The 26,413-nt window shown below is 70.7% G+C and carries 21 protein-coding genes and 1 pseudogene; 8 read left to right on the top strand and 14 right to left on the bottom strand.

What is annotated here, in order from left to right; genetic code table 11:
* Window positions 1-201: pseudogene (locus tag TsocGM_RS15115) on the bottom strand (hypothetical protein); the annotation flags it as partial.
* 335 nt (window positions 202-536) lie between these two features.
* Entirely contained in the window at window positions 537-1,355 is an 819-nt protein-coding gene (locus TsocGM_RS15110) for a glycerophosphodiester phosphodiesterase (protein WP_233578907.1), read from the bottom strand.
* Between the two features lie 284 nt (window positions 1,356-1,639).
* Here TsocGM_RS15110 and TsocGM_RS15105 point away from each other — a divergent pair, with 284 nt between their 5' ends.
* Entirely contained in the window at window positions 1,640-2,752 is a 1,113-nt protein-coding gene (locus TsocGM_RS15105; protein WP_126726300.1) for a TlpA family protein disulfide reductase, read from the top strand.
* 62 nt (window positions 2,753-2,814) lie between these two features.
* On the opposite strand, the gene TsocGM_RS15100 is transcribed toward TsocGM_RS15105, so the two are convergent.
* The 4 genes from TsocGM_RS15100 to rpsO form a co-directional block, all read right to left on the bottom strand.
* Window positions 2,815-4,182 carry a sigma-54-dependent transcriptional regulator gene (locus TsocGM_RS15100; RefSeq protein ID WP_126726299.1) on the bottom strand — a complete coding sequence of 456 codons (1,368 nt, stop codon included), beginning with the start codon at window positions 4,180-4,182 and terminating at the stop codon, window positions 2,815-2,817.
* Complete coding sequence (locus TsocGM_RS15095; RefSeq protein WP_126726298.1) at window positions 4,182-5,045, bottom strand: two-component system sensor histidine kinase NtrB; 864 nt, start codon at window positions 5,043-5,045, stop codon at window positions 4,182-4,184. Before TsocGM_RS15095 ends, TsocGM_RS15100 begins: the two co-directional genes overlap by 1 nt.
* Before the next feature lie 338 nt (window positions 5,046-5,383).
* Window positions 5,384-7,693: a polyribonucleotide nucleotidyltransferase gene (gene pnp, locus TsocGM_RS15090; protein ID WP_126726297.1), complete on the bottom strand. Its 2,310-nt coding sequence runs from the start codon at window positions 7,691-7,693 to the stop codon at window positions 5,384-5,386.
* A gap of 189 nt (window positions 7,694-7,882) precedes the next feature.
* Complete coding sequence (rpsO, locus tag TsocGM_RS15085) at window positions 7,883-8,152, bottom strand: 30S ribosomal protein S15 (protein ID WP_126726296.1); 270 nt, start codon at window positions 8,150-8,152, stop codon at window positions 7,883-7,885.
* 354 nt (window positions 8,153-8,506) lie between these two features.
* Here rpsO and TsocGM_RS15080 point away from each other — a divergent pair, with 354 nt between their 5' ends.
* Window positions 8,507-10,432 carry an ABC transporter ATP-binding protein gene (locus TsocGM_RS15080; RefSeq protein WP_233578905.1) on the top strand — a complete coding sequence of 642 codons (1,926 nt, stop codon included), beginning with the start codon at window positions 8,507-8,509 and terminating at the stop codon, window positions 10,430-10,432.
* A 305-nt stretch (window positions 10,433-10,737) separates the two neighbouring features.
* Here TsocGM_RS15080 and TsocGM_RS27660 read toward each other — a convergent pair whose 3' ends face one another.
* Entirely contained in the window at window positions 10,738-13,665 is a 2,928-nt protein-coding gene (locus tag TsocGM_RS27660) for a LamG-like jellyroll fold domain-containing protein (protein WP_126726295.1), read from the bottom strand.
* 379 nt (window positions 13,666-14,044) lie between these two features.
* Window positions 14,045-15,349, bottom strand: a complete 1,305-nt coding sequence (locus TsocGM_RS26080) for a PEP-CTERM sorting domain-containing protein (protein WP_158633576.1) — start codon at window positions 15,347-15,349, stop codon at window positions 14,045-14,047.
* Between the two features lie 710 nt (window positions 15,350-16,059).
* Here TsocGM_RS26080 and TsocGM_RS15065 point away from each other — a divergent pair.
* Complete coding sequence (locus tag TsocGM_RS15065) at window positions 16,060-17,436, top strand: PHP domain-containing protein (protein ID WP_126726294.1); 1,377 nt, start codon at window positions 16,060-16,062, stop codon at window positions 17,434-17,436.
* 223 nt (window positions 17,437-17,659) lie between these two features.
* On the opposite strand, the gene TsocGM_RS15060 is transcribed toward TsocGM_RS15065, so the two are convergent.
* Complete coding sequence (locus TsocGM_RS15060) at window positions 17,660-18,511, bottom strand: class I SAM-dependent methyltransferase (RefSeq protein WP_126726293.1); 852 nt, start codon at window positions 18,509-18,511, stop codon at window positions 17,660-17,662.
* Between the two features lie 560 nt (window positions 18,512-19,071).
* On the opposite strand from TsocGM_RS15060, the gene TsocGM_RS15055 reads away from it, so the two are divergent.
* Window positions 19,072-19,440 (top strand): hypothetical protein, encoded by a 369-nt coding sequence (locus TsocGM_RS15055; protein ID WP_126726292.1) that lies wholly within the window; start codon window positions 19,072-19,074, stop codon window positions 19,438-19,440.
* Window positions 19,441-19,512: 72 nt separating this feature from the next.
* Here TsocGM_RS15055 and TsocGM_RS15050 read toward each other — a convergent pair whose 3' ends face one another.
* Window positions 19,513-20,241 (bottom strand): phosphatase PAP2 family protein, encoded by a 729-nt coding sequence (locus TsocGM_RS15050; protein WP_126726291.1) that lies wholly within the window; start codon window positions 20,239-20,241, stop codon window positions 19,513-19,515.
* Window positions 20,242-20,424: 183 nt separating this feature from the next.
* On the opposite strand from TsocGM_RS15050, the gene TsocGM_RS15045 reads away from it, so the two are divergent.
* The gene (locus TsocGM_RS15045; RefSeq protein WP_126726290.1) at window positions 20,425-21,309 is read left to right on the top strand and encodes a hypothetical protein; all 885 of its coding nucleotides are present in this window, start codon (window positions 20,425-20,427) and stop codon (window positions 21,307-21,309) included.
* Window positions 21,310-21,325: 16 nt separating this feature from the next.
* Here the strand turns inward: TsocGM_RS15045 and TsocGM_RS15040 are convergent, their stop codons facing one another.
* The 4 genes from TsocGM_RS15040 to TsocGM_RS15025 all read right to left on the bottom strand — a co-directional run bounded on the left by TsocGM_RS15040 (window position 21,326) and on the right by TsocGM_RS15025 (window position 23,648).
* The gene (locus tag TsocGM_RS15040; protein ID WP_126726289.1) at window positions 21,326-21,781 is read right to left on the bottom strand and encodes a hypothetical protein; all 456 of its coding nucleotides are present in this window, start codon (window positions 21,779-21,781) and stop codon (window positions 21,326-21,328) included.
* Between the two features lie 6 nt (window positions 21,782-21,787).
* Window positions 21,788-22,153: a cupin domain-containing protein gene (locus TsocGM_RS15035; protein ID WP_126726288.1), complete on the bottom strand. Its 366-nt coding sequence runs from the start codon at window positions 22,151-22,153 to the stop codon at window positions 21,788-21,790.
* Window positions 22,154-22,171: 18 nt separating this feature from the next.
* Entirely contained in the window at window positions 22,172-23,059 is an 888-nt protein-coding gene (locus tag TsocGM_RS15030; protein WP_126726287.1) for a hypothetical protein, read from the bottom strand.
* A 361-nt stretch (window positions 23,060-23,420) separates the two neighbouring features.
* Window positions 23,421-23,648 (bottom strand): hypothetical protein, encoded by a 228-nt coding sequence (locus tag TsocGM_RS15025; RefSeq protein ID WP_126726286.1) that lies wholly within the window; start codon window positions 23,646-23,648, stop codon window positions 23,421-23,423.
* A 375-nt stretch (window positions 23,649-24,023) separates the two neighbouring features.
* On the opposite strand from TsocGM_RS15025, the gene TsocGM_RS15020 reads away from it, so the two are divergent.
* The 3 genes from TsocGM_RS15020 (at window position 24,024) to TsocGM_RS15010 (ending at window position 26,380) form a co-directional block, all read left to right on the top strand.
* On the top strand, window positions 24,024-24,653 hold the full coding sequence (locus tag TsocGM_RS15020) for a cysteine hydrolase family protein (protein WP_126726285.1): 630 nt from the start codon (window positions 24,024-24,026) through the stop codon (window positions 24,651-24,653).
* Window positions 24,654-24,806: 153 nt separating this feature from the next.
* Window positions 24,807-25,652 carry an HD domain-containing protein gene (locus TsocGM_RS15015; RefSeq protein ID WP_126726284.1) on the top strand — a complete coding sequence of 282 codons (846 nt, stop codon included), beginning with the start codon at window positions 24,807-24,809 and terminating at the stop codon, window positions 25,650-25,652.
* Window positions 25,653-25,768: 116 nt separating this feature from the next.
* Complete coding sequence (locus TsocGM_RS15010; protein ID WP_126726283.1) at window positions 25,769-26,380, top strand: HAD-IA family hydrolase; 612 nt, start codon at window positions 25,769-25,771, stop codon at window positions 26,378-26,380.
* Window positions 26,381-26,413: the final 33 nt, after the last annotated feature.

Here is a 26,413-nt window from a genome sequence, read left to right as displayed (position 1 = left end):
CCCCGCCTCTCGGCGCCAGCGTTCGAGGATCTGTTCATAGGCGGTTCGATCCTCCTCCGGCACGAGCACCTCCGCTGCCATCCCGTGCCTCAAGCCGTTGGCCCGGCTGCGTGCTTTTCCTTCGTCCGTCCTCGGCCCGGTCGATTGTTGCGCGTTCCGCCGGTTCGCCTCGATCCGCTTCTGCGAGATGCCGCCGCTCATGATGCTCCCCCCGAGGTGTGCCTCGACTGAGCAGGGAATGAGATGATACCCCTCGCTCCGGCCCGTCCGACGCACCGCGATCGCTCGGCGCGCACGGGCCCCTCAGCGACACCATCGGGGATTCCGTCGGCTCCAGTCTCATTTTCTCCCGACGCCGCCCGACTCAAGGGCCCGGACGGCCGAGAGCGTATCCAAATGTCCCCTGCCTACCTCTTGCAATCGCTCATGTGTGGCGGGTTGGCTGGGGTCGTGTCGACCTCGGCTCGAACGGCCTCCGACGCTGGGGTCGACACGACCCCAGCCACCTCGCCGGGGGGGGGAGGAGGGGTGCGGGATCAGCGAGGGGACGAGAGCTGGTCCCGCATCCAGGAGGCGCGGTTGGAGGTGATGCCGTCGACGCCGAGGGAGACGAAGCGGCGGGCGATCTCGGGGTCGTCGACGGTCCAGACGTAGAGGCGGAGGCCGGCGTCCTTGACCTTGCGGACGAGGTCGGCGTCGAAGGGGCCGCGGTAATTGAGGTCGAGGCCGTCGGCGTGGATGGAGCGGGCCTGGGCGATCAGCTCGTCGATGGTGGTGGTGTGGGCGCCGGTCTGGTCGTCGCGGCGGAAGCCGGAGAGCCAGTACATGGGGATCTCGGGGAGGGCCTGCTTGGCCTCGGCGATGGTGTCGGGGTTGAAGGCGATGACGGCGAGCTGGTCGGGGGTCTTGCCCGAGGAGCGGACGGCCCGGACGAGGGCGGGGACGGCCTCGGGGCCGACCTTGACCTCGATGAAGCAGCGGGAGCCGTCGGGGATGGTGGCCAGGGCGTCCTCCAGGGAGGGGAGGGGCTCGCCGGCGAACTTCGGGTCCTTCCAGGAGCCGGCGTCGAGGGAGCGGAGCCGGTCGAGGGGGGTGTCCTTGACGGCGAGGTCGACGCCGGTGGTGCGCTCGGTGGAGGCGTCGTGGATGCAGACGAGGCGGTCGTCGGCGGTGAGGTGGACGTCGAGCTCGATGGCGGGGACGCCCCGGGCCCAGGCGAGGTTGAAGGCGGCGAGGGTATTCTCGGGGGCGTCGAAGGATTCGCCGCGGTGGGCGATCCATTCGACGGGGGAAGCGGGAGCGTCGTCGGGCTCGGCGGGGAGCATGAGGGCGAGTCCGAGGAACAGGGGAGTCACGGGGGGCTCCTTGAGGGTGCGGAGTCGCGGGGGATCGGGAGGGTGAGTCCACGCGGGCCCATTGTGCGCGATCGGGCCGGGAGCGGGCAACGGCGGGCGGGAGCGGCGGGGGGGGGGGGGGGGTTTTTGGGGGGGGGGGGGGGGGTGTCAAGGCGTTCTAATTGGTCAAGCGTGCTCGGTTCGACCGACGATCTGGCCCATCCCAGCGGTCCGGAATCGGTCGGGGCGGGGAGTCGACCCCCCGGCGGGATGCCCGGGACACCTCGAAGCGGAACGGGAATCGAATGCTCAAGCGCATCATGCTCGCGATGGCGGCGGCCGGCCTGCTGGCGATGCCGGCGACGGCCCAGGAGCCGGGCGGCGACGCCCTGTCGGAGGCGGCCGAGGCGGTCAAGAAGGACCCGAACTCGGTCGAGACGCTCTCGGCGTATGTGAACGCGGCGATCCAGGCGATTTTGTCCGACCTGCGGTCGGACCCGGCGGCGGCCGAGGAGAAGATCGAGGGGATGCGGGCGCTGATCGGCGCGATCGAGCCGACCGGCGACCAGGCCAAGCAGATCAAGGCCCAGGCGATGCAGGTGGTTCCCCTGCTGGAGAGCCGGCTGGAGGCCGCCAAGATCACCCTCGAGCAGGCGATGGCCGCGGTGTCGGCCCACCCGGATGACACCGACGCGATCTCCTTGCTGCGGACGAAGCTCTCGACGGAGCTGGCCGAGACGGCCTACTCGGCCCCGGCGGAGGCGGCGAAGACCCTGGCGACCGCCCGAGACTTCCTGGCCGAGGCCAAGGCCAAGGCGACGCCGGCCAGCGCCCCGGCCTACGACCAGACCAGCCAGTTGCTCGACCAGATCGCCGAGGCGGTCGAGAGCAACCTCGCCCGGGAGAAGCTGGTGGGCCAGGACGCGGCCCCGCTGGCCGTCTCGGCCTGGGTCAACGGCGAGCCGCTGAGCGACTCGGACCTGCAAGGCAAGGTCGTGCTCCTGGACTTCTGGGCCGTCTGGTGCGGTCCCTGCATCGCGACCTTCCCGCACCTGATCGAGTGGAACGAGCGGTACGGCGACAAGGGGCTGGTGATCATCGGCCTGACGAACTACTACGAGTTCCAGTGGGACGACGAGGCCGGCCGGGCCGTACCCACGCCGGGGACCACCCCGGAGCAAGAGCGGGCGATGCTGGAGAAGTTCGCCGAGCACCACGGCCTGACCCACCGCTTCGCGATCCAGGACGGCGACGCGATGTCGGAGTTCTACCAGGTGTCGGGCATCCCGCAGGCGGTCGTCATCGACCAGCGGGGGAAGGTCCGGATGGTTCGGGTCGGCAGCGGAGAGGCGAACGCCAAGGCGATCGGCGACCTGATCGCGGAGCTGCTCGGCTCGCCGGAGACGGCGGAGCGGTGAGCGGACGCATCGGCGCCCGGGCCGCCGGAGCCTCGGCGGTCCGGGCCCGGTCTGGCCGCCGATCAGGAAATGCCGTATTCCTTGAGTTTGCGGTAGAGCGTGCGCTCGCCGATGCCGAGCAGGCGGGCGGCCTCCTCGCGGTTGCCTCCGGTGAGGCGGAGGGTTTCGGCGATGTAGTGCGCCTCGATCGCGTCCATCGGCTGGCCGACGAGTTGCGCACCGCCGGAGGCCTGGGGGGCGACCCCCGCCGAGGCAAGGACCTCTTCATCAGTGAGGTCGTCGAGCCCGAGTTCGCCGTTGGTGTCGATGACCAGGAGGCTCTCGACGACGTTGCGGAGCTGCCGGACGTTGCCGGGCCAGGAATAGGCCATCAGGGCCTTGCGCAGGTCGGGGGCGATGCCGGGGAGGGGCCGGCCGTATCGGGAGGAGAACTCTCGGACGAAGTGGTCGATCAGCAGGGGGATGTCCTCCCGACGCTCGCGCAAGGGGGGGAGCTTGATGCTGATGACCTTGATGCGGTGGTAGAGGTCGGTCCGGAACTTCCCCTCCTTGATCAGCTCCGGCAGGTCGCGGTTGGTGGCGGTGACGAGCCGGACGTTGACGTGGATCGGCTCGTTGGAGCCCATGCGGAGGATCTCGCCGCTCTCGATGACGCGGAGGAGCTTGACCTGCGTCTGGGGGGGCAGGTCGCCGACCTCGTCGAGGAAGAGGGTGCCGCCGTTGGCGTGCTCGATGAGCCCCTTGCGCTCGCGGTCGGCGCCGGTGAAGGCCCCCTTGACGTGGCCGAACAGCTCGGACTCGAGGATCGTGTCGGACAGGGCGGCGCAGTTGAGGGCGACGAAGGGCTTGCTCTTGCGCGGGCTGTTGTTGTGGATCGCCTTGGCGACCAGCTCCTTGCCGGTGCCGCTCTCGCCGAGGATGAGGACGGTGGCGGTGGTGGGAGCGACCTGGCGGAGCTTGTCGATGATGGCCTTCATCTGGGGGCTGTTGCCGACGACCCCCTCGAAGCCGAAGCGTTCCTGGAGCTGGCGGTGGAGCTCCAGGTTCTCCTGGGCCAGCCGTCGGGACTTGCTGGCCTTGGCGACGACGTCGCGCAGCTCGTTGATGTCGAGCGGCTTGGTCAGGTAGGTGGCGGCCCCCCCTTGCATGGCTCGGACGGCGGTCTGGATGGTGCCGTGGCCGGTGAGGATGACGACCTCGGCGTCGGGGAGTTCCTGCTTGGCTTTTTGCAGGACTTCGAGGCCGCCGACGGGCTCCATGACGAGGTCGGTGACGATGATGTCGAAGTGCTGCTCCTCGATGAGGCGGAGGGCCTCCCGGCCGCCGACGGCGACGGTGCAATCGTAGCCGACGCGGCGGAGGCTCTCGGCGACGGCCTCGGCGTGGGGCTCGTCGTCATCGACGACCAGGACGCGGATTTGGACCTCCATCAGCCGTCGCCTCCGGCGAGGGGCCGATCGGGCCGATCGGGCCGATCGGGCTGATCGGGGGGGGCGGCGGGCAGGAGGATGGAGAACTGGGTCCCCTTGCCGGGCTCGGAGTCGAGCGTGATGGAGCCGCCGTGGGCCAGGAGGATGCGTCGGGTCATGGGCAGGCCCAGGCCGGTGCCTCGGGGACGGGTGGAGAAGAACGGGTCGAAGATGCGGGGCTGGACCTCGGGAGGGATGCCGGAGCCGGTGTCGATCACGTCGAGCCGGGCGCCGCCGTCGGGCTGGCGGCGGGTGCGAAGGATTAGCTCGCCGCCGTCGGGCATGGCGAGCTGGGCGTTGCGGATGAGGTTCAGCAGGGCCTGCTTGAACGAATCGACGTGCAGGGCGATCGGCGGCAGGTCGGGATCGGCATGGAAGCGGGTCACGACGCCCTGGGCGAGGGACTGGGGCTCGCAGAAGTCTCGGACGTCCTCGACCACGGCGTTCAGATCGGTCGGGGCCAGGTGGAGGCCGCCGACTCGGACGAGGCGGAGGAAGTCCTCCAGCAGCGATTCGAGGCGGTGGGATTCCTTGCGGACCCGCTCGATTTTCTGCAGGGCGCGGCGTTCGCGGTCGGACTGGGGGTCGCGGAAGTCCTCGGCGAGGAGGTCGAGGGTCAACCGCATGGTGGACAGGGGGTTGCGGATCTCGTGGGCCAGCCCGCCGGCGAGCTGGGCGATCTCGGCGTACTGGTCGCGCAGGTGCTGGGCCTGTTCGGGGGGGAGGGCGGCCTCCGGATCGGTGCCGGGGGCCTCGGCCGGGGAGGTGGCGGCGGCGGCGGCGGCGACGGCGTCTTCCAGCTCGGCGGCGGGGGATCGGGCCATGGGGCGGGCTCCCCTCGGAGGGATCGGGGGGCGGGGCTCGGTCCGAGAGACGGCGGGGTCCGGGGGTCAGACCGGGGCCTGAGGGCCGGAGGAGACGACGGGGAGGGCCGGGATCGCGACGAACCCGGTCGCTCGGGCGTCCGATCGATCGGGCTTGGGGGCCTCCATCGGCGGACTCGCCCGTGCTTCCCTGCGATGGAGGTCCCGGGTTCCGCGCCGCGGCGATCCCGGCCGACCCCATCGCGAGGACAGGAGCTCCCGATCACGCCGCCAGAGGCCCCCGGAGTCTCGCTCACGCTCTCGATCGGACGGCGAGACGGGGGGAGCCCTCCCTGTGCTCAGCGGCGGTCGCGGTCGCGGTCGCGGGGAGGGGGCCCGCCGGGGCCTCGGCCGCCGCCGCCGGAGCGGGGTCCGCGGTCGCCGCCTCCGGAGCGGGGGCCGCGGTCGCCGCCCTCGCCAGCGGGGGGGCGGGGCTTGGACTCGACGGTGTCCGCGATGCCGCGCTCGGCCAGAGCCTGGCGGCGGGAGAGTTTGACGCGATCCTGTTCGTCGATGGCGATGACCTTCACGAGCATGGTGTCGCCGACTCGGCAGACGTCGGAAACGCTGTTGATGTAGCCGTCGGTCAGCTCGGAGATGTGGACCATGCCATCCTGGCCGGGCAGAAGCTCGACGAAGGCGCCGAAGTCCTTGACGGACATCACGCGACCCTCGTAGATCTTGCCGAGCTGGACGCCGGCGGTCATCCCCTCGATCCGGTCTCGGCACTCCTCGGCGCCGGCGGCGGAGGGGCTGGCGATGGTGACGATGCCGGTGTCCTCGACATCGATCTTGGTGCCGGTTTCCTCCTGGAGCCGGCGGATCGTCTTGCCGCCGGGTCCGATGAGCATGCCGATCTTCTGCGGGTCGATCTGGAGCTGGATGAGCCGGGGGGCGTTCATCGAGATCGAGTCGCGCGGGCGCTTGATGGCGCGAAGCATGGTGCGGAGGATCTCGACGCGGGCCTCTCGGGCCTGGTCGAGGGCGCCTCGGATGATCTCCTCGGAGAGGCCGACGTTCTTGACGTCGAGCTGGATGCCGGTGATCCCGTGCTGGGTGCCGGCGACCTTGAAGTCCATGTCGCCGAAGTGGTCCTCATCACCGATGATGTCGGTCAAGAGGATGTGGCGGTGGGACTTGGGGTCCTCGACCAGGCCGATGGAGATGCCGCCGACGGGGTCGGAGATTGGCACGCCGGCGTCCATCAGGCTGAGGGTGGCCCCGCAGACCGAGGCCATCGAGCTGGAGCCGTTGGATTCGAGGATGTCGCTGACGACTCGGATGGTGTAGGGGAAGCGCTGGGGGTCGGGCAGCACCGGGGCCACGGAGCGTTCGGCGAGCATGCCGTGGCCGATCTCTCGGCGGCCGGGGCCTCGGATGGGCCGGACCTCACCCACGGCGAAGCTGGGCATGTTGTAGTCGAGGTAGAACTTCTTGGAGTACTCCTCCATGATGCCGTCGACCTTCTGCTCGTCGGCCCCGGTGCCGAGCACCGTGGTGACGAGGGCCTGCGTCTCGCCGCGCTGGAAGATGGCGGAGCCGTGGGCGCAGGGCAGAAGGCTGACCTCGCAGGAGATGGGGCGGAGGTCCTTGGGGCCCCGGCCGTCGGAGCGGTAGCCGTCGAGGATCAGCTCGCGGACGACGCGCTCCTGGAGGGTGTAGAAGGCGGACTTGACCTGGAGCGGGGTGGGGGCGTCGGGGGAGGGCTCCTGGCCGGGGGAGGGCTCGGGGGCCATCTCGGCGACGACGCGCTCCTGGAGTTCCTTGGTGGCCGCGTTGCGCTCCTGCTTGAGCTTGATCTTCTTGACCTCGCGGAGGTCGGCGGCGTAGCGGCGGTAGAGTTCCTCGAGCAGGGGGTCGGGGGCGGGCTCGGGGTGGACCAGCGGGGGCAGGCCGATGGCCTCGCGCAGCTCCAGTTGCAGCGTGATCAGCTCCTGGTTGAGGCGGTGGGCTTCGAGGATGGCCTCGAGCATCTCCGGCTCAGGGAGTTCCTTGCCGAAGCCCTCGATCATCGTCACCTTCTCCCGGGTGGAGGCGACGACGAGGTCGAGGTCGGACTCGGCCATCTCGTCGGCGGTGGGGAAGGGGACGAGCGTGCCGTCGATCCGGCCGAGGCGGATGGCGCCGATGGGACCGAGGAAGGGGACGTCTGGGGCGATGGTCAGCGAGGCCGAGGCGCCGAGGATGGAGATGACGTCGGGATCGTTGACCCGGTCGGCGGAGATCGGGCCGGCCTGGATCTGGACCTCCATGCGGTAGTCGGCGGGGAAGAGGGGCCGCAGGGGGCGGTCGATCAGGCGGGAGGTGAGAATCTCCTTGGTGGAAGGACGCCCCTCGCGCTTGATGAAGCCGCCGGGGAACTTGCCCGCGGAGTAAACCTTCTCGCGGTAGTCGACGGTCATCGGGAAGAAGTCGAGCCCTTCCCGGCCGGCGGCGACGACGGTGGCGACGAGCGTCATGGTGTCGCCGAGGCGGACGACGACGGCGCCGGTGGCCTGCTTGGCCAGCTTGCCGGTTTCGATCGAGATGACCTTCCCGCCGAGGGCGCGCTCGACGACGGCGTACTTCTTGGTCGGATTCACGGGAGCGGAAGTGACGGACGTGGACATGCCCACCCTTACCTCATGTCGGCGAGGACGCCGGACGAGGGGGCGATGGCGAGGCGCCGGCCGGAGGGACCGGGCGGAAAGAGAGGGGAAGCGGCCGGGGCCGGATCGCGAGAGGAAATCGACGGAGGAGGCCCCGAGGGGGGCCGTCCCGGCGGCGAGCCGCCCCGGCGATCCGGGCCGGTCATCGACTCACTTGCGGAGGCCGAGCCGGCCGATCACTTCGAGGTAGCTCTTGCGGTCGGTCTGCTTCAGATACTTCAACAGGCCGGATCGCTTGGAAACCAGCATCAGCAGCCCTCGGCGGCTGGCGTGGTCCTTCTTGTGGATCTTGAAGTGCTCGGTCAGGTCGTTGATTCGGGCCGTCAGCAAGGCGATTTGCACCTCGGGCGAACCCGTATCGTTCTCCTCGCGCCGGAACGCGTCGATAATCTCCTGCTTCTTCTCTTTGGTGATCGCCATCGCACGCCCCGCAAGGCACCGGCCGATCTTCGTGGAGAGGCCGTAATTCGGAAACCCTTTACGCTACGAAGTATCAGAGCTTACGCGAGCGGGGCGGGGATCGCAATGCCAGTTGGAGGAAAATGGCGGTGGGGTGAATGGATGGAGTGTGGTGGTGGTGGGGGGGGTCAGGACGATGCTCGAGGTGATCGGGCGGACGCGGGAGCGGGGCGCTCTCGGGCCCGAACCCGGTGGTCGGCGGGCCTGGTCGGCGGGCGGAATCGGCCGGGGGGCCCTCGACGGGGATGCCTACCATGAGTTCAGAGTGATCGTCGAGGAATCGTCGGGGAAAGGGCCCGGGGGAGGAGGGGCATCTTGAGCGAGGGGCACTGGGTTTCCAGTAGGAGGCGGGAGGAGGAGATCCGATCGCGACGGGAGGCGGGAGGGACGATCGGCCGAGGGGCGGGGGCGATCGAACGGGGGCCGGACGCGGCGAGGCCGAGGCACCGGTCGGTCTGGGAACTGTACCGAGCGCTGTTCCTCCTGATGCGGGGGCACCGGGGAGCGGTGGCGTTCGCGCTGGGGACGCTGACGATCGGCACGCTGCTGCGGCTGATCCCCCCGGCGGCGACGAAGGTGGTGATCGACTACGTCCTGCTGGCGAGGCCGTTGCCGGAGTCGGTGCCGGGATGGGTGCCGATCCCGTCGTCGAGCCTGGGGAAGCTGGCCGGGGTGGTGGCGGTGGTCTTCGGGGTGTCGGTGCTCGGAGCGCTGCTGGGGGTCTGGGGGCGCTGGCGGGCGACGGTGGTGGCCAAGCAGTTGCAAGTGAGGGTGCGGAGGAGGGTGTTCGAGCATGCGTCTCGGCTGCCGCTGCACCGGATCTCCCAGTTGAAGTCGGGGGGGTTGTCGAGCCTGATCCGGGACGACGCCGGGGCTCCCGGCGAGATGGTCTTCAACATGGTGTACAACCCGTGGCGGGCGGTGACGCAGCTCGCCGGAGGGCTGGTGATCCTGGCCTGGGTGGACTGGCGGTTCCTGCTGGGGGCGATCGGGCTGGTCCCGATGGCGTACTGGGCGGACCGGCTCTGGAACGTGGTCCTGCGGCCGATCCACCGGAGGGCGAGGAGGCAGCGGCAGGAGATCGACGCCAAGAGCACTGAGACCTTCGGCGGCATGCGGGTGGTGCGCGCCTTCGGCCGGCAGAAGACCGAGGCGACCCGGTTCGTGCTGGAGAGCCACCTGCTGACCCGGCTGGAGATGCTCGGCTGGTACCGGGCCCGGGCGTTCGACCTGTTCTGGGACCTGCTCATGCCGACGGCCTCGGGGGCGCTGCTGCTCTACGGCGGCTGGCAGGTGCTGCGGGGGGAGCTCTCGCCGGGTGACCTGATGATGTTCCTGGTCTACCTGGCCATGCTGCTGGAGCCGATCGCCGTGCTGGCGGCGAACATGACGGCGCTGCAGAACAACCTGTCGGGGTTCGACCGCGTGCTCGACCTGCTGGCCGAGCCGGAGGAGCTGGCCTCGCACCCGGGGGCGATCCCGGTCCGCAAGCACCGCGTGGCGGGCCGGATCACCCTCGACGGGGTCCGGTTCGCGTACCCGGGGCACGACCAGGAGGTGATCCGGGGGATCGACCTGGACGTCGAGCCGGGGGAGACGATCGCCCTGGTGGGCAGGAGCGGCGCGGGGAAGACGACCCTCTGCAACCTGATCGCTCGGTTCTACGACCCGACGGCGGGGTCGATCCGGCTGGACGGCAGGGACCTGAGGGAGATCGACCTGCAATGCTACCGCCGGCTGCTGGGGATCGTGGAGCAGGACGTCTTCCTGTTCGATGGGACGGTGGCGGAGAACATCGCGTACTCGGATCGCCGGGCGTCCCGGGAGCAGATCGAGGAGGCGGCCCGGGCGGCGAACGCGGCGGCGTTCATCGAGGCGCTGCCCGACGGCTACGACACGCTGATCGGAGAGCGGGGCGTCCGCCTCAGCGGCGGGCAGCGGCAGCGCCTGGCGATCGCCCGGGCGATCCTGGCGGACCCGGTGATCTTCATCCTGGACGAGGCGACCAGCAACCTCGACTCCGAAAGCGAACGGCTGATCCAACGGGCGCTGGCGGACCTGATGCGCGACCGAACCTCGTTCGTGATCGCGCACCGCCTGAGCACAATCCGGGAAGCGGATCGGATCCTCGTGCTGGAGGGAGGAGAAGTGGTCGAGGCCGGAGGGCACGACGAGCTGATCGAACGGAGCGGATTGTATCGGGATATGGTGGAGTTGCAGCGGCTGGAGGAAGGGCTCTGAGGGAAGGTCGCTCGGGGCGGAGACGGAGGATGACCGTTTCGAGAGGGAGGGGAGGAGTCGAGAGGGGGTGCGGGCGAGCGGGAACGGAGAACAGAAACGAGAGAAAACAGAAACCAGAGAAAACAGAAACCAGAGAGAACCGACACCAGAGAGGAATGGAAGCGACGACCGGCCGACGGACGTCGCGACGATGGTTTCGGACGTCCTCGACTGGGGAGGGGGGACGGAACCGGAGGGCATGGCCGGCGACGCTGGCCTTGCCTCCCGTCCCTCGAGGAGGGAGGGGAGGCAAGGGGGAGCGGCCGTTAGTCGGGGGATTCCGAGATCGGGGGCCGGAGGGCGTGGAGGGTGGCGTAGAGGTCGAAGCGGAGGGGGGAGCCGTCGGCGTCGAGGAGGTCGGTGGCGAGCCAGAGCTGGTCGACGGGAGCCAGGTCGGGGACGCGGAGGAAGACGCCGCGGCCGTCGGGCAGGGGCTCGGCGGCGGTGATGGGGACGGGGTCGTGACCGATCCGGGAGGGGTCGGACGGGGAGTAGTGGAAGGAGCCGTAGGTGCCGGACCATCGGTAGTTCCAGCGCTCGGCTCGATAGCGGCGGGGATCGGCGGCGGTCTGGGGGTCGATGGGGACGGAGAAGGTGAGCTTCAGGCCGTCCTCGAACGCCTGGAAGGCGGAGGGCATGGCGACGGAACGCCCCGTAGCCCGAACGCGCTGGAAGCTGCCGTCGGCGACGGCACCGGTCTGCCAACCGTTGAGGCCGACGACATAGAGCTGGCCGTCGGCGGGGCTGAAGGCGGCCTCTGCCGATCCGGAGCGGAAGGTCAGGCCGGGGAACCGGACGGTGGCGGCCTGAGGAACGCCATCGACCTCGTCCTGGAGGACCGCGTGGAGGGTGCAGCGGCCCCAGGAGAGATGGAGCATGCCGCCTCGGTGGTAGTCTCCCCAGCGGTTGCTGGTGACCCAGACCTGGCCTCCGGACGAGTTGTCGGCCACCTTGGGGATGAAGCAGAGCGGGGGATCGGGCCGGAGGCCGTCGGGGGCCTCGGCGGCGGAGCCGAGGAAGCCGTAGAAGCCGCCCGATCGGATCAGGTCGATCTTGGAGGAGGGGACCCAGTTCCCCTCGTTGTCGGCCACGGTGATCTGGCCCTGGGGTCCGACGCCGAGGCCGTAGGGGTGGCGGAAGCCCCGGGCGACGACGTCGAGCCGGGAGCCGTCGGGGGAGACGCGGAGCAGGGCGCTGCCGTGGGGGCCGGCTCCGGATTTGAGGAAGTAGAAGTTGCCGTCGGGGTCGGTCTCCAGCCTCATGGCGAAGGCGTGGTCGACCCCCTGGATGATCAGGTCGTTGTTGAACGATTCGTAGAAATCGGCCTCGCCGTCGCCGTTGTCGTCGTGCAGCCGGGTGAGCTGGTCTCGGCCGAGGACGATGACCTTCCCCTCGACCACCTTCAGGCCGAGGGGCTGGTAGAGCCCGGTCGCGAAGCGCTGCCAGGAGGCGTGCCGGAGGTCGCCGTCGAGCCCCCGAACGATCCAGACGTCGCCGTGGGCGGTGGCGACGGCGGCGGAGCCGTCGGGGAAGAAGTCGAGGGCGGAGATGAACAGAAGGGCTCGGAAGGGGTTGTCGGTCGGAACGGCGATGGTGTCGATGATGAAGGGGGAGCGGCCGTCGTCGTCGCCGAGGGTGCCGCCGGGAACAATCGGCTGTCCCCATCGGCGGGGGCCGGGGAGGCGGAGCGTGTCGAACTCGGGGGGAGCGGGCCGGGATCGGGCCAGGGCCTCGAACGAGGAGAGCTGGTCGGCGGGCCCGGACCACAGGAGGACCGTGGCCGAGCAGTCTCCGGCGGAGAGGGGAAGGATCACGTCTCCCCCCCGGGCCTCCAGGAGGAGCGGCCCAGACCCAGCCCCGTTCCCGGTCCCGGTCCCGGACACAAGGGCGACGGCCTGAACGGCGCCGTCGTCTCCCGACGAGGAGGCGAGGACCAGGCCGTCCTCAACGGCGATCGAGACGGGCTCGGACAGCTCGGCCAGGGTGAGCCAGGCGGGGGCGTCGAGGCCTTCGATCCGGAGGTGCCGGGCGACGGCGACCAGCTCTTCGGCGCGTTCCTCGGCGCAGGTCTCCTCGACGACCCCGCCGAGCAGGTCGTAGCAGAGCAGGACCCGATCGCCGTGCAGGCGAAGGCCTCGGTAGTCGACCTCGGTGCGATCGAGGGGGAGGGCGTCGGCCGAGCCGTCGGCGGGGGGATGGCGCCAGGTCTTGGCCGGAGCGACGTAGGAGAGGAGCCGGCCCTCGAGGGTCGGCTTGCGGAGCAGCCCGAATCGCATCGGATCCCTCCTCCAGGAGGAGGGGGAAAGCGCGGCGACGACCGAGCAGCGCTCGAGGTCGAAGAGGGCGGCGGAGGAGCGCTCGGGGCCAAGGAAGAGGGTGAGCCCCTTCGGGCCGACCTGGCGGTTGGGGAGGAGGGTCGAGTGGGAGGCGAAGGGGCCGACGTCGGTCTGCTGCCAGCGGCCGTCGATCCAGTCGTCGTCGGTCATGAACTCGTAGTCGGCGTAGCGGTGCGGGTAGGGCAGGCCGCGCTGGTTGGTTTCGCCTCCGGGAGTCCAGCGGGCGAGGTAGTCGGCCTCGGACTCGTCGAAGCTCCAGAGGGCGATCGTCCGATCGTCGACGACCAGCGCCGACTCGGGGGGAGCGATGACGTCTCGGAGGCCGGAGGAGATGCGGACGTCGTCGATCATCGCGGCGTTCGGAGAGCGGTCCTCGATGCGGGTGCCGACGGCCAGGCCGCTCCGCTGGGAGGGGAAGGGGCGGGGGGCCACCGGAAGGTCGGCCCGGGTCTGGCCGTCGACGACGAGGCGAACGCGATCGGGCTCGACCAGCGCGGCGAGGTGGTGCCACCGGCCGTCTCCGATCGGCCCCTCGGCCGAGACGACCGGCGGAGTCATGCCGGGGGCCCGGAAGGCCAGAGCGGCCGAGCCGGGGAGGATGACCAGCTCCCAGTGGGTGCCGGAGGCCGGGGCCTCGTTCGAGAGCAGCACGGCGCCGGCGTCTCGGTCGAGCAGGCGGGCCCAGAGCTCGATCGAAACCGGCCGGGTGCCGAAGCGGTCGTCGGTGGGGGCGATGTAACCGCCTGCTCGGGCGTCGAGGGCCTGGCCGAACCGGCCATCGACGAGCCGGGGGGCGTCGTCGGCGAGGCAGGGGAGCGCCAGCAGGAGAGGCAGGAGGACGAGGGGGCTCGGCCGCATGGGGGCGTCCTCGGCAGGGGCGGGGGATCGGGATGCGGAGGAGGATCGCCTCGGAGGAGGCGCGGCGATCGCTCCCGATCATCGGCATCGCTGGTCGGGGCGATCGCTCGATCAATCGCGACCCGCATTATGCAACGGGACGGGTCGGATCGATAGGACCGGCCTCGGTCGACCTGACCGGCACTGGGCGTCGGTCGGCGGGCGGACGCGACGGGGCCGCTCGGCGAGGGATCCTGCCGCGGCGCTGCGGCGTTCCCCTGGAGAGCGGCGGCACTCGAACGGGAGGGGAGGGAGCGATCCGGCCGAGCCAGGGGAACGAACGGGTCGGGGCGCTCGGGCCGCCCCGACCGATCACCGATCTCGGAGCTTCCATCCGGCATCAGGAGGCGACGCGGCCCCGGCGGTAGCGACGCCCGGACCAGACGGCCCCCCCGAGGGCCAGGGTCCACATGACCCAGGTGGTGGGCTCCGGAGTGGCCATCGCCCCGGAGTGGCAGGCGCAGCCGTTGCCGTGCTCGGACTGCTGGAGCCCGACCAGAGCGAGGGCGTCCCAGCGCTCTTGGAAGTTCTTCGACGCGAGCAGGGCGACGGCGTCGGCGCTGAAGGCGAGGTCGTCCCGGGTGAGCAGATCCCAGCGAATGGTGCCCGAGTCGATCGTCTGGCCGCTCGCATCGTGGAAATCGACGCCAAAGGCGTGCATCAGCTCGTGGGAGATATTGTTGGCGACCGCGTTCTCGAGTGAGTCGACCGAGGTGATGGCCTTCGGGTCGAAGGCGTCGAGGAAGGTGAAGCCGTCGCCGCCGATGTCGGCGATGCCGATGGCCGAGGGGTTGTCCCGGGCCAGGGCTCCGGAGACGACACTCAGGGTGTGGGCGGCGGAGCCGGGTTCGGTGGTCAGGTCGACGTCCAGGCCGCTCTGGCGGAAGTTCTCCTCGACCTTGGCCAGGACGTCGGCCTCGAAACCCGACCGCTGCGCTTGGCTCGGGGTGCCGCCGAAGACCTGGCCAACCACCGGGCTTTCCTGCCAGGGACCGGGGGTGCCTGTGACGAGGTCGCTGGCGCCGGCGTAGAAGCCGTCGGTGAAGTTGAGGAAGGCGTCGGCCCGTTTCGAGACCGCCGGGGCAGCGAACGGCGACGACTCGGGAGGAGCCGACACCGGCGGCGAGGAAACCGGCGGAGCGCTCACCGGGGCCGGGGAGACGCTCGGGCTCGGAGCCGGGGCGGCCTCCGGAGCGCTGGCCGGCGAGGGGGAGACGACGGGAAGGCGGATCGGGTTGGCCGACCCCAGCATCGAGAAGAGGGAGCCGAGGACGAGCGGCTTGTACGGGACGACGCGCTCCGGCGCGGGGGAGGGGGCCGGGATCGTCTCCGGCGTCGGAGACGAGACGGCCGGGAGCACCGGGCCGGGGTCGATCGTCGGGGTCGGCGGCGCCACCGCCGCGATCAGCCGCACCGATCCCATCAGCAGCGGCTGCCGGGCGGACCAGTCGCCCTCGGAGGAGGAGCTCGACTCGACTCCGCCGAGGGGCGGGAGCGACCGCTCCTGGCGATCCCGGAGCCGCTGGTTCACCTGTTCCAGGGTGCTCCACGGGCCGACACCCTCAAGCGGCTGGGCCGAAGCCATGCTCACCGCCACGAAGGCGGACAGGAACGAGACGATGAGCAACGCGCTTCGGACCATCATCGTCGACCTCCATGTCTTGCGACGGCCGACCGCGCCTCCAGGCAGGTCGGCGAGCCGGAGCAGCCGTGCTCCCGGCCAATCTTGGGACTGGAACCGTGCGGCGGGCTTCGCGGAGGGAAGGGAGACGAGGGGACCATCAACCGAAGCAACCCTCGCGCCAAAGCTCTCTCCCTCGACGGCCCCGCCGGCCGCGGCGTCCGACGACATCGGCGAAACCCGATTATCGAGAATGACTTCGGAAAACCGAACGGATTCCGGTCTGCCGGGAATGCCGCGGCCCTCTCCTCCAATCATCGACCTGTCGTCCTGCCGGTTTTGACAATGGGATGGTAAAAACGGGATGGAGGGACCTGACGGCCGCCTCCCCCGCGTCGCGTCCCGGTTGCGCGCGGATTGAATCGAGCGGGAGGCGTGGGGACGCTTCCCGGGTGAGGCTCCTCGGCAGGGCCGGGGGGCGTGGGCCGAGCCCTGAGAGACGGGGACCGGCGGTTGGCTCGGCGGAGCGTCGTCGGGCGGGGCGATCGCCCGGACGGCGGGTTCGGGAGGCTCCTGGGGCCTCTTGGTTCGGGGACAAGGGGAGGGTCGGGATGCGTTGATGACGAGCCTCCCGAGGGCTTGACACGGGCCTGCCGGGTCGACTCTGTTGGGGCGGCTCGGGCGGCGTGCTTCCCGCCCGGATCCCTTCCGTTGCGACTCCCGAGGCCTCCGGCATGCTCTCCCGAACAAACCTCCCTCGATTGCGATGGCGCTGGCTGGCGCCGCTGGCTCTCCTGCTCCTGCCGAGGGGAGGGGCCCTGGGCTCCGAGGAGGAGGGACCGGCCGTCCCGGCCGACCCGCCCGCTCGGTGGTGGAAGGGGAACCTGCACACGCACTCCTTCTGGAGCGACGGCAACGACTTCCCGGAGATGATCGTCGACTGGTACCGGCAGCGCGGCTACCACTTCCTGGCGCTGTCGGACCACAACGTCCTGAGCCAGGGACCGCGCTGGATGGACCGGGCGGAGATCGACCGAAGGTCGGGAGGGAGGGCCTTCGATCGGTACGTCGCGCGGTTCGGCCGGTCCTGGGTCGAGACGAGGACGGTGGACGGGACCGATCAGGTGCGGCTCCGCCCGCTGTCGGAGTACCGGGCGCTGGTCGAGCAGGCCGACCGCTTCCTGCTGATCCAGGGGGAGGAGATCACCGATCGCTTCGAGCGGAAGCCGATCCACATGAACGCGAGCAACCTGGCCGAGCTGGTGCCGCCGCAGGGGGGCTCCTCGGTCGTGGAGGTGATCGAGAACAACCTGAAGGCGGTCCAGGAGCAGGCCGAGCGGCTGGGCATCCCGATCGTCACGCACCTGAACCACCCGAACTTCGGCTACGGCGTCACGGCCGAGGAGCTGGCCGAGGCGGTCCGGGAGCGGTTCTTCGAGGTCTACAACGGCCACCCCGGGGTGAACCACCAGGGAGACACACGGCACGCGCCGATCGAGCGGATGTGGGACATCGCCAACACTCTCCGCATCGCCGGGTTCCAGGCGGCCCCGCTCTTCGGCCTGGGGACCGACGACTCGCATAACTACTTCGGCACCGAGGGCTCCTCCCCCGGCCGGGGCTGGATCATGGTCCGGTCTCGACACCTGACCCCCGAGCGACTGATCGACGCGATCCAGGCCGGCGACTTCTACGCCTCCAGCGGCGTCACCCTCCGAGAGGTCCGATACGACGAGGCGGCCGGGGCGCTGGAGCTGGAGGTCGAGCCGGAGGAGGGAGCCTCGTACCGGATCGACTTCATCGGCACACTGAACGGGGCCGGAACGGCCTCGGAGCCGGTCCTCGACGACGAGGGGACGCCGATCGACGCGACCCGGCGGTACTCGGACGAGATCGGGAAGGTGCTCGCCTCGGCCGAGGGGACCTCGGCCCGATACGAGCTGACCGGCGATGAGCTGTACGTGAGGGCGGTCGTCACGTCGTCGCTGCCGCCGGAGAACCCGTCCTTCGCGGGCCAGAAGGCGCAGGCGTGGACGCAGCCGGTCGGCTGGTCGAAGTGGGTGGAGGCGGCCAACCCGGCGGCGGGGGTCGGCGGCGAAGGCGGGCGATGACGTTCGGGGGTCGGGGAGGTGTCTGGTCGCGCTCATCGTTGGCCCTCCCCGACCGGACGTTGGAGCTCGACCCTGATCGACGGCCATGCGGTCGACCGCCAATCGGGAAAGCGGGGCCGGGGGGGTGCTCCCCTGGACTCGAGGGCTCAGGTCGCCGTCCGGCCGTCCGCTCCGGGGGAATTGGCGTTCCCCTGGGAAAGGAAGGATCGGAAGCAGGCTCCGGTCAGGATCGGGACCGGGCGGCCAGCTCGGCGTCGCTGCGCTTCCGGGCGAGGACGAAGATCGTGTGCCGGTCCTTCCACGGAGAACCGAGCCAGGCGATCAGCTTCAGCATCGGAAAGCAGAGGACCGTCATCGGCAGGATGGCCGACCGGAAGACCGAGTGCTGGATGCGGGTGACGATCGTCGAGCCGAGGGTGCCGAAGCGGAGGTGGTCGACCGGTTCGAGGCCGCACTCCTCGACGAGCCGTTCGAGCTGGTCCAGGGTGTAGCCGTTGCGGACGTGCCAGCCGTCCTCGGTGCGGGTGACCCGGAGATGGTCGGCGTTGGCCTGGTAGTCCCGGTCGGGGGTGGTGATGTAGAGGAGGCCGTCGTCGTCGAGCAGCTCTCGGAGCTGGAGCAGGGCGGCTCGGTCGTCCCGGATGTGCTCGATGACGTCGAGCAGGAGGATCTGGTCGAAGGAGCCCCGAGCGGCCGGATCCCGGGCGAGCTCCTCGAGCCGCTGAACGCGGAACTCCATCGACTGGGCGATCGGGCCGAGGAAGTCGGCCATCTCCTGGCAGGAGCGGCGCTCCCAGTCGTGGATCGTGATACCGAGGACCGTCGAGCCGCGCCGGGCGGCCTCGAAGGCGAAGTAGGCGTTGCCGCAGCCGCAGTCGAGGGTGCGGATGGGGGCCTCGGCCGACCCGCGCTGGAGCATGGGAACGAGGGCGGCCTTGTCCCGGCTGACCCAGTTGATCCCGGGCCAGAGCCAGTACTTGAGCGTCAATCGGAGGCGGGAGGCCAGTCCCATCGGCCGGCGGCCGGAGCGGGCGGCCGGGCCGAAGGCGAGCGGTTCGGGGGCGATGCCAGCCATGGTGTCGACTCCTTCGACCTCGGGCGGTCCATCCGTGATGTCGGTGCGGATTCGGGTGCCGAACGGTATCAGATCGCCCCGAGGCGGGCAAGGCGAGCTGAGGCCGGAGCGATCGGCTCGTCAATCGGCTTCGATTCGTCTCGAGCCCGGGGGCGGCACCGCCGGAGCGCTGGCGGGCCCGACTCCGGGGGCCCCCCGGATCGAGGAACCGATCGCCCCGGGCGATCGAGGGGGGCGATCCGCCGTCGGCCGGCCCTCGACCCGGCCCGCCGAGGGCCAGCGACCGCCGGTCGCTCCCCGGTCGTCGACTCGGGAGAGGCCCCCGATCCAGGAGCCGATCGGGGCTGTCGGGTCATCGGGGCAAGGCCGGGAGAGGCCGGGAGAGCGACGGGAATCGCTGGCAGAGTTCCCCCGATCGTCGCGTCCGTCACGGTGATCGCAACGAGTGCTGCGAGCGCCTTGACATTGGTAATATAAGACCCTAAGAACTGAATCGTAACGACCGGCGAACGTCCGCCGGCCGGTCCCGCGATCCCTCCTCGAGAGGCCTCGAACCAGCGATGGCGACGACCAAGAAGGGCGACACCCCCAAGGCCACGAAGGCCCCCGCGGCGTCGAGCAAGGTGGACACTCAGGGCAACGCCAAGAACACCGCCGCCCCCGCCGAGGGAACGGGCCGGACCTCCCCCGCCAAGCCCTCGGCCAAGAAGGCCGCCCCCGTTAAGCTGACGGAGAATCAGGTCAAGTTCCTCCAGGCCATCCAGGCCGCCGGCGAGCCCGGCTACGAACCGAAGAACAAGAACGAGCAGCGCAGCATCGACGCGCTGGTCACGCGCAAGCTCGTGAAGCGGGGCACCAAGAACAAGGAGACGGGCAACTACCGCTACCTGCTCACCAAGGCGGGAACCAACCACCTGCCGAAGGCCTGACCGCCGGCCCTCGGGGGGGGTCGCGATCGCGTCTCGGGCCGGCCCCCTCGACGCCGAGGGGGCCGATCGGGATCAAGGTTCGATCGTCGGCTCGACCATCCCCCGGCGCTGGAGCCGCCGCGCGACCTCCCAGCAGAGGATGGCCCAGGACAGGCCCACGGCCCAGCCGGCAAGCACGTCGGTGGGGTAGTGGACCCCGAGGTAGACCCGGCTGACGCCGACCATCCCGGCGATCAGAGCGGCCACGGCGATGATGTAGAGCTTCAAGGCCGGGCGATCCACCAGCCGGGCCATCAGCGCGCCGAGCGTCAGGTAGGTGACCGCGGCCAGCAGGGAATGCCCGCTGGGGAAGCTCGCCTGAGAGGCGTGCATCAGGTGCGGGACGACATCCGGCCGGGGTCGGTCGTAAAGCCCCTTCAGCGCGGCGCTGAGCAACTGGCCGCCGACCGTGGCCACCAGCACCAGCACGGCCGCGTGATACTTGCGGTCCATCGCCAGGAAGCCGACCGAGGCGGCCGTCACCAGGCCGATGATCGCGACACCTCCCAGCGCGGTGAGGTCTCGGACGAGCTCCTCGACGACCGGCCCTCCCAGGGGATCGGCCGGGTCCTCCGGGTTGCGGAAGGCCAGGAGGATGCGCTCGTCGAGGGGGAGGGTGTCCCCCTCCTCGACCTCGTCGGCCAGTTCGAGGAAGATCCAGCCGCCGCCGACGACCGCGAGGATGGACACCAGCAGCAGGGCGTCGATGCCGCCCAAGGCTTTCTTCGCCTGCCCGATCAGGGCCGAGATCCGTCCGAACACCGCGGAGCTCCTCGAGGATCGCCATCAATCAAGCGCGTCGTGCGCTCCTCCGATTGGAACGGCCGGAGAGGACCGGGGCAAGCCGCTTGCCGGCATCCCGGGTCGACAGGATCGGCGGACGGGCGTATCGTCCCGGAGTCGGCAGGGAATCCGACGAGGCTCGAACTCAGGGAGGAGGCCCCCTTGAACAGGATCATCCGGACGCTGGCCGCCCTGGCCTCGGCCTGGCTCGTCTCCGGGGCCGCGAGCGGAGCGCCGCAACTCCTCGATGACCTCGCCCCGGCCGTCCAAGCGTTCCGAGAAGAGCGCGTCGGGGACCTGGATGGCGCCATCGCCGAGCTTCGGGAGCTGATCGCCGAGCGGGCCGAGGCAATCGAGGCGATCGAGGAAGACCTCCAGCGGGCGAGGCAGGAGCTTGTCGTGCTCGAAGCCCTCCGGGAGGTGGACCGGGCCGCTTCCCGGGGAGAGCGCTCCTCGGGGGCATCCGACTCCCTGCCGATCGCTCCGAGACTCCCGGGGGCCTTCGGGACGATCCAAGACGGGAGGCGTCCCGCCGCCTTCCCCGGGACGCTCGATGACGTCCGGCTCGCGACGGCCGTCTCGGGCCGGACGTACTGGACCGGGACGATCGCCGTCACCTCGGGCGAGGACGGCCGCCTCCGGATGGTACACCGGCTGAACGACGCTCCCGGGAACACGCACATCGCGTCGTATGAGGCGGATCGGCTCGTCATCCGGATCGGATCGGCCGAGGAAGCGCAGCTCCTCGCTCGGTGCCTGGAGGCGGATGGGAAGCCGGTCGTCTCCTTGCCAGGGGACGTCGGGCCGCACAGCCTGCCGGCCGCCGGGTCCGGCCTCGGCCCGGACGGAGACGCCGACCGCATCCGGGCGCTCGAAGCCGCCGTGGAACGCCTGACCTCGGCCGTCGGGAGGATCGAACAGCGGCTCTCCCCGGCCCCGATGCCGCCAAGGCTCGAGCCGGTCACGCCGACGTCGACGCCGACGCCGCTGACAACGACGGTCCAGCCACCGGCCGAGATCCCGCCGGCCCCGGCCGTGCCGGACTGATCGGGAGGACGGGGGTTCAGCCGAGCACCTCGCCCGGGGGCTGGTCGAGCCAGCCGGCGTCCAGGACGCCCCAGAACCCGATGAGGATCGCCTCGGCGGCGTCGTGGCGGAGGGAGGTCGGCCGGGGGGCGCCGGACCAGGAGATGACCCGTCGGGCGAGGGCGTCGGCCGCTCGCTTGGGGCGATCTCGGTCGCCGACGGCGCCGAGGGCCGATCGCCAGACCTCGGCGCCGATGACTCGGACGACCAGGCCGAGCCGTTCGGCCTCTCGCCGCCAGACCTCGGCGATCGGTCCTCCCCCTTCGAGCACGAGGAGATCGAGGCCGTCGATCGATCGGAGGAGCCCGAAGGCGCCTCTCCTGAGGGCGGATCGGTTGCCGAAGTGTTGCGAGCGATACCAGGCCAGCCGGCCTTCCCGGTTGAAGAGGGCGAGCCCGGTGCGGAGGCCCGTGTCGACCGCGAGCAGGGCCACGCAAGGTCACTCCGGATCGCGGTGGACCGTCTCCGGCGCGAAGGCCGGCACACAAACGGCCAGGTACTCGGCCCCCTCGGGGGTCGGGCAGCTGTAGCGGACCCACTCGCCGGCCCTGGTCGCGACGGCCTGGCCGGCGAGGACGTCGAGGATCCCGTCCCGGGATTCGACGCGGAGGGTGCCTCGGAGGACGACGGTGAACTCGTCGAACTCGGGGGTCTGGCCCGGCTCGACCCAGCCGGAGGGGCTGCGCATGAGAGCGACGCTGACCGCGGCGGTGCCGGTGTTCACGAGGCCGACGTACTCGTCGATCCGCTTCGGCGGGGCCCCGGCGGCCTCGATGCGGGAGGGCTGTTCGATGAGCGTGGGCATGGGGCGATCGGCTCCCGATCAGAAGTCGTCGTCGGGCTGCGGGTCGAAGGCGGCCCACCTCCTCGGCACGGGGGCGTCGAAGCGGCCGGTGGGGGCGGGGAAGCGGATGCCGACCTGCCAGAGCAGCTCGGGCTGGTGCTTGGCCAACAGGTACTTCATCACCACCTCGTCCGAGGGGGGCATGCCCGGGTCCTGGAAGACGACGCAGAGGCGGGCCTCGCCGGTCAGGGTGTCGGCCTTCCAGACCTCGATGAGGGCGTGAGGGCGTCGGGAGATGCGGTAGATGCGCTTCCCGATGCGGATGGTGATGCGGTCGTCTCGGCAGAACTCGTCGAACTCCCGGGGCTCGACCACGTCCCGGACGAGCTGGGCGGCGACGAGTTCCGGCACCCCCTGGGCGAAGGCGGCGGCATCGAGGGTCATCGCCTCGTCTTCTCGGGTGGGCTCGGGGGCGCTGCGGCCCTCGATCACGCGGAGGGCCTCGTGCTCGACGAGCTTGGCGTAGCCGGCCCGCAAGGCCGGGTTGGCCAGCACCAGCCGGGGGAACGAGCCGGCGACTCGGACGACCTCGTGGGCGAAGGCCTGAACCTCGCGCTGGAGCTTGACCATCCAGAAGCCGAGGTTCCGCTCGCGATCGCTGCGGGAGTAGCGGAAGACATGAGGGCCGACGTCGGGGACGGTGATCTCGAGCTCGGCTCCCGACCGTTGCTGGGCCTGGAGGATGGCGGCGTAGCTCGCCTCTCCCCGGACGAAGCGCTCGGCGGCCTCCTCCTGCAAGGCTCCCTGGATGCGGACCGTCCGGTAGGTCGGCCGGGCCTTGAGCACGACCTCATGCGCCATCCGGTCGGCCTGGGAACGGCCGTCGGCGGCCTCGATCTCCCAGCGGAGGTATCCGGTGCGAATCATGGCTCGGACACCGATTCTCCAGGGTTGAGCGCTGAGCGGGTCGAGTCCGAGACCGAAGGGCCGGGCGGCCAGGAGCGATCGAGCGGTTCGGGCCGAGGATCCTCGCCCGACGGGGGAGACCTGACCCTGACCCTGACCCTGACCCTGAGGACGAGAGCCGAATTCGTCCGCCCCCCCGGGCCAGAAGTCCCGCCGTCTCCAAAGGATCGGGAGCGGTTCGGTGCCACTCGGGACGATTCGCCCCCGCTCCGTCGCCCGAGGTTGTGAGTGGGGAGGCCATCGGGAGCCGGGCGTCGCCGGGGCCAGGCAGGAGGCCGGTGACGATCGGGGTCGGGGCGTCCACCGACCGGGTTCCCCGGGTTCAGCCCCCTTGAATCGCGGGGACGAGGAGGATCTCGGGGGCGGTGGCGTCAAATTCCCGGATCGGCCGGGTCTTGCCGGGGCCGTCGAGGCGGAAGGCGAGGCGGCCGGGAGTAAAGTGCTCGGCGAAGGCGCGCTGGGCCTCTCCGACGGTCTGGGGCTGGGCGACGTCCCACTCGGCGAGGCAGAGGTCGCCGTGGCCGGTCTTAAGCAGACGAAGCTTCGACATGGGGGTTCGCTCCATCCGGTGCGAGGGAGCCGATCGGGGCCGATGGGAGGCCGATCATCGGCCCGAGGCCCGCGGCGATCCCGGAGTCCGATCCGGTCGCCCGTATTGTAGCGATCGGGGAGGAGGCCCGCCACCATCGCTCGAGGAGGAGGCGATTCTCCCCGAACTCCGAAGCCGGGACGCTCCCCGGGAGGGCCGGCGAGGAGAAGGGCGGGGGCGATCCGAGGGGGCTCGTCGGCTCATCGAGCCGATTCGGCGCTGGGGGGGATTCCTGGTATCATCATCCGATCGGCACGTCGAGATCGATCACCCGATCCCTCGGCGCCGATCGTTGACCCGCTTGCCCTCCCGGGCCGATCGGGAGGGGATCACCTGATGGAGTTCCTCATGCCAGATGGCGCACTCGTCTTCGTCGATATCGACACCCAGCGCGACTTCCTCGCCCCGGGCGGCTCGCTCTACCTGGCCGATTCGCCCCGGATCCGCCCGAACCTGGCCCGGCTGACGACCTTCGCCCGGGACCACGACATCCCGGTGCTGGCCACCGCCTGCGCCCACGAGCCCGACGAGCCCGATCCCGAGCCGTTCCCCCCCCACTGCCTGGTCGACAGCAAGGGGGCCGAGCGGATCGAGGAGACCAGGTGGCCCGGGAGCCTCGTGCTGGCCCCCGACGGGACGTTCGAGCCCCCCCACGGCGGCAAGAAAACCCCCGCCCACCTGACGCTCCAGAAGCGGCGCTACGACCTGTTCTCCCACCCCGAGGCCGACCGAGTCGTCGCGTTCTATGCCCACGGGGAGCCGACCTTTGTGGTCTACGGCGTCGCGGTCGATTACTGCGTGGGCTGCGCGGTCCGGGGGCTGAGGGAGCGGGGGCACCGGGTCGCGATCGTCACCGACGCGATCGCGGCCGTCGATCCGGAGGCGATGCCGAAGCTGCTCGAGGAATTCGACGCGATGGGAGTCGAGCGGACGACCACGGACGCCGTGGTCGGCGCCGGAGGCTGAGCCAACGAGGGGACGGCCGGGGAACGGCGATGGGGCCCCCCGGCCGCTCGTGACCTTCCGCCCGGGGAGACGGCGGGGGTAGAATCGCCCTTGGTTCGCCGCTCCCTCGATTCGACACCCGCCCCCGGCCGACTCGCGACGGTGAGAGCACCCATGCGACCCGACAAGTATAAGCGTCGCCAGCAGGCCCCGAGGGCCGACGACCGGCTCCGACTCCAGATCGCCCAGGAGGCGGCTCGGCGGCTGTTGCCGAAGCTGGCGCCGGAGTCCGGCTCCTTCCCGCTGCGGGAGGCCAGCGAGGCCGAGTTCTACGCCGCCAAGCGGAAGGCCGCGGCGGTGCTCGGCCGTCGGGTGCGGCCGGGGGACCTGCCGTCGGATCACGAGGTCCGCCAGGCGGTCGTCTCGCTGGCCAGGGACCGCCAGGAATCGGATCGGGCGGGGGCCTCCCGGCCGGAGATCGCGCCGGAGCCCGAGCCGGATTCCCCTCCGCTCCGGCTCTCGGAGCTCCTCGACCGGTTTGAACTGTACCGGCTGCGTCTGGAACCGCTGGCGGAGGTGAAGCAGAGGGCCCGCTCCCACCCGGAGGGGGACGCCCTCTACCACAGCCTCCAGGTCTTCGAGCTGGCCCGAGCCGAACGGCCCTTCGACGAGGAATTCCTGCTGGCGGCCCTGCTGCACGACGTGGGCAAGGCGATCGACCCGACGGACCACATCGCCGCGGGGCTGGAGGCGCTCGACGGTTCGATCTCCGAGCGGACCCGATGGCTGATCGCCCATCACCGAGAGGCGAGGGCCGCGATCGACGCCGCCCCCGCCGGCCGGGCCCGGCGCGTGCCCGGACTGGACGCGAACCCGCAGGACCTGGAGGACCTGCTGCTGCTGGGTCGGATCGACCGCGAGGGTCGCGTTCCCGGCACGCCGGTCCCCTCGGTGGGAGAGGCGCTGGGCTACCTCCGGGGCCTGGAAGACGAAGCGTACCTCGACGGCCTCGGCCCCTGAGCCGAGCCCCCTCCCCGGGCGGCCCCCGGTCCGATCGACCCGCACTCCCGGCCGACCCGCCCGGCGACGACTTCCCGTGACCCTCCGTGATGGATCACGGATCCCCGAGGTTCCTCATGCACGACAAGCCCACCCTGTTCTTCGACATCGGCGGCGTGATCCTGACCAATGCGTGGGACACCGCGTGCCGCAAGCGGGCCGCCGAACGCTTCGGGTTCGATTACCAGGAATTCCAGACCCGTCACGAGATGTCCAAGACCGCCCTGGAGACCGGCCGGATCACCCTGGCCACCTACTTGCACCGGACGGTCTTCCACCGTCCCCGGCACTTCTCGATGGACGAGTTCCAGGAGTTCATGTACAGCCAGTCGCAGCCGCTGGAGGAGTCGTTGGAGTGGATCCGATCCCTGGCGGCGCGGGACAACTGCCACCTGTTCTCGCTCAACAACGAGTCGAGGGAGCTGCACGAGTATCGCGTGCGGACCTTCCGGCTGAACCGGATTTTCCGGGGGTTCCTCACCTCGTGCTACCTCGGCCGAGTGAAGCCGGACGACGAGATGTATTCGGCGGCGCTGGGAATCGCCTCCTGCTCCCGGACTCGGGCGATCTTCATCGACGACCGGGCGCTGAACGTCGAGGCGGCCGTCGCCGCGGGGTTCCAGGCGGTGCGGTTCACCGGAATCGAGCCGCTGCGGGAGTTCCTCCAGGAGCACGGGATCGACTCGTGAGTTCCCCCCGATCGGCTCCGGCGGCTTTCCCCG

It is taken from the genome of Tautonia sociabilis (genome assembly GCF_003977685.1).
Lineage (GTDB): Bacteria > Planctomycetota > Planctomycetia > Isosphaerales > Isosphaeraceae > Tautonia > Tautonia sociabilis.
The sequence above is the reverse complement of the archived record's forward strand: the minus strand, read 5'-3'. Positions and strand labels throughout refer to the sequence as shown.

Bases quoted from the DNA above. Each gene is read 5' to 3' on its own strand.
- TsocGM_RS15020 (WP_126726285.1), top strand. From the start codon at position 24,024: ATGGAGTTCCTCATGCCAGATGGCGCACTCGTCTTCGTCGATATCGAC.
- rpsO (WP_126726296.1), bottom strand. From the start codon at position 8,152: ATGGCGATCACCAAAGAGAAGAAGCAGGAGATTATCGACGCGTTCCGG.
- TsocGM_RS27660 (WP_126726295.1), bottom strand. From the start codon at position 13,665: ATGCGGCCGAGCCCCCTCGTCCTCCTGCCTCTCCTGCTGGCGCTCCCC.
- TsocGM_RS15100 (WP_126726299.1), bottom strand. From the start codon at position 4,182: ATGGAGGTCCAAATCCGCGTCCTGGTCGTCGATGACGACGAGCCCCAC.
- TsocGM_RS15010 (WP_126726283.1), top strand. From the start codon at position 25,769: ATGCACGACAAGCCCACCCTGTTCTTCGACATCGGCGGCGTGATCCTG.
- TsocGM_RS15015 (WP_126726284.1), top strand. From the start codon at position 24,807: ATGCGACCCGACAAGTATAAGCGTCGCCAGCAGGCCCCGAGGGCCGAC.
- TsocGM_RS26080 (WP_158633576.1), bottom strand. From the start codon at position 15,349: ATGATGGTCCGAAGCGCGTTGCTCATCGTCTCGTTCCTGTCCGCCTTC.
- TsocGM_RS15035 (WP_126726288.1), bottom strand. From the start codon at position 22,153: ATGCCCACGCTCATCGAACAGCCCTCCCGCATCGAGGCCGCCGGGGCC.
- pnp (WP_126726297.1), bottom strand. From the start codon at position 7,693: ATGTCCACGTCCGTCACTTCCGCTCCCGTGAATCCGACCAAGAAGTAC.
- TsocGM_RS15055 (WP_126726292.1), top strand. From the start codon at position 19,072: ATGGCGACGACCAAGAAGGGCGACACCCCCAAGGCCACGAAGGCCCCC.
- TsocGM_RS15095 (WP_126726298.1), bottom strand. From the start codon at position 5,045: ATGGCCCGATCCCCCGCCGCCGAGCTGGAAGACGCCGTCGCCGCCGCC.
- TsocGM_RS15105 (WP_126726300.1), top strand. From the start codon at position 1,640: ATGCTCAAGCGCATCATGCTCGCGATGGCGGCGGCCGGCCTGCTGGCG.
- TsocGM_RS15030 (WP_126726287.1), bottom strand. From the start codon at position 23,059: ATGATTCGCACCGGATACCTCCGCTGGGAGATCGAGGCCGCCGACGGC.
- TsocGM_RS15025 (WP_126726286.1), bottom strand. From the start codon at position 23,648: ATGTCGAAGCTTCGTCTGCTTAAGACCGGCCACGGCGACCTCTGCCTC.
- TsocGM_RS15065 (WP_126726294.1), top strand. From the start codon at position 16,060: ATGCTCTCCCGAACAAACCTCCCTCGATTGCGATGGCGCTGGCTGGCG.
- TsocGM_RS15060 (WP_126726293.1), bottom strand. From the start codon at position 18,511: ATGGCTGGCATCGCCCCCGAACCGCTCGCCTTCGGCCCGGCCGCCCGC.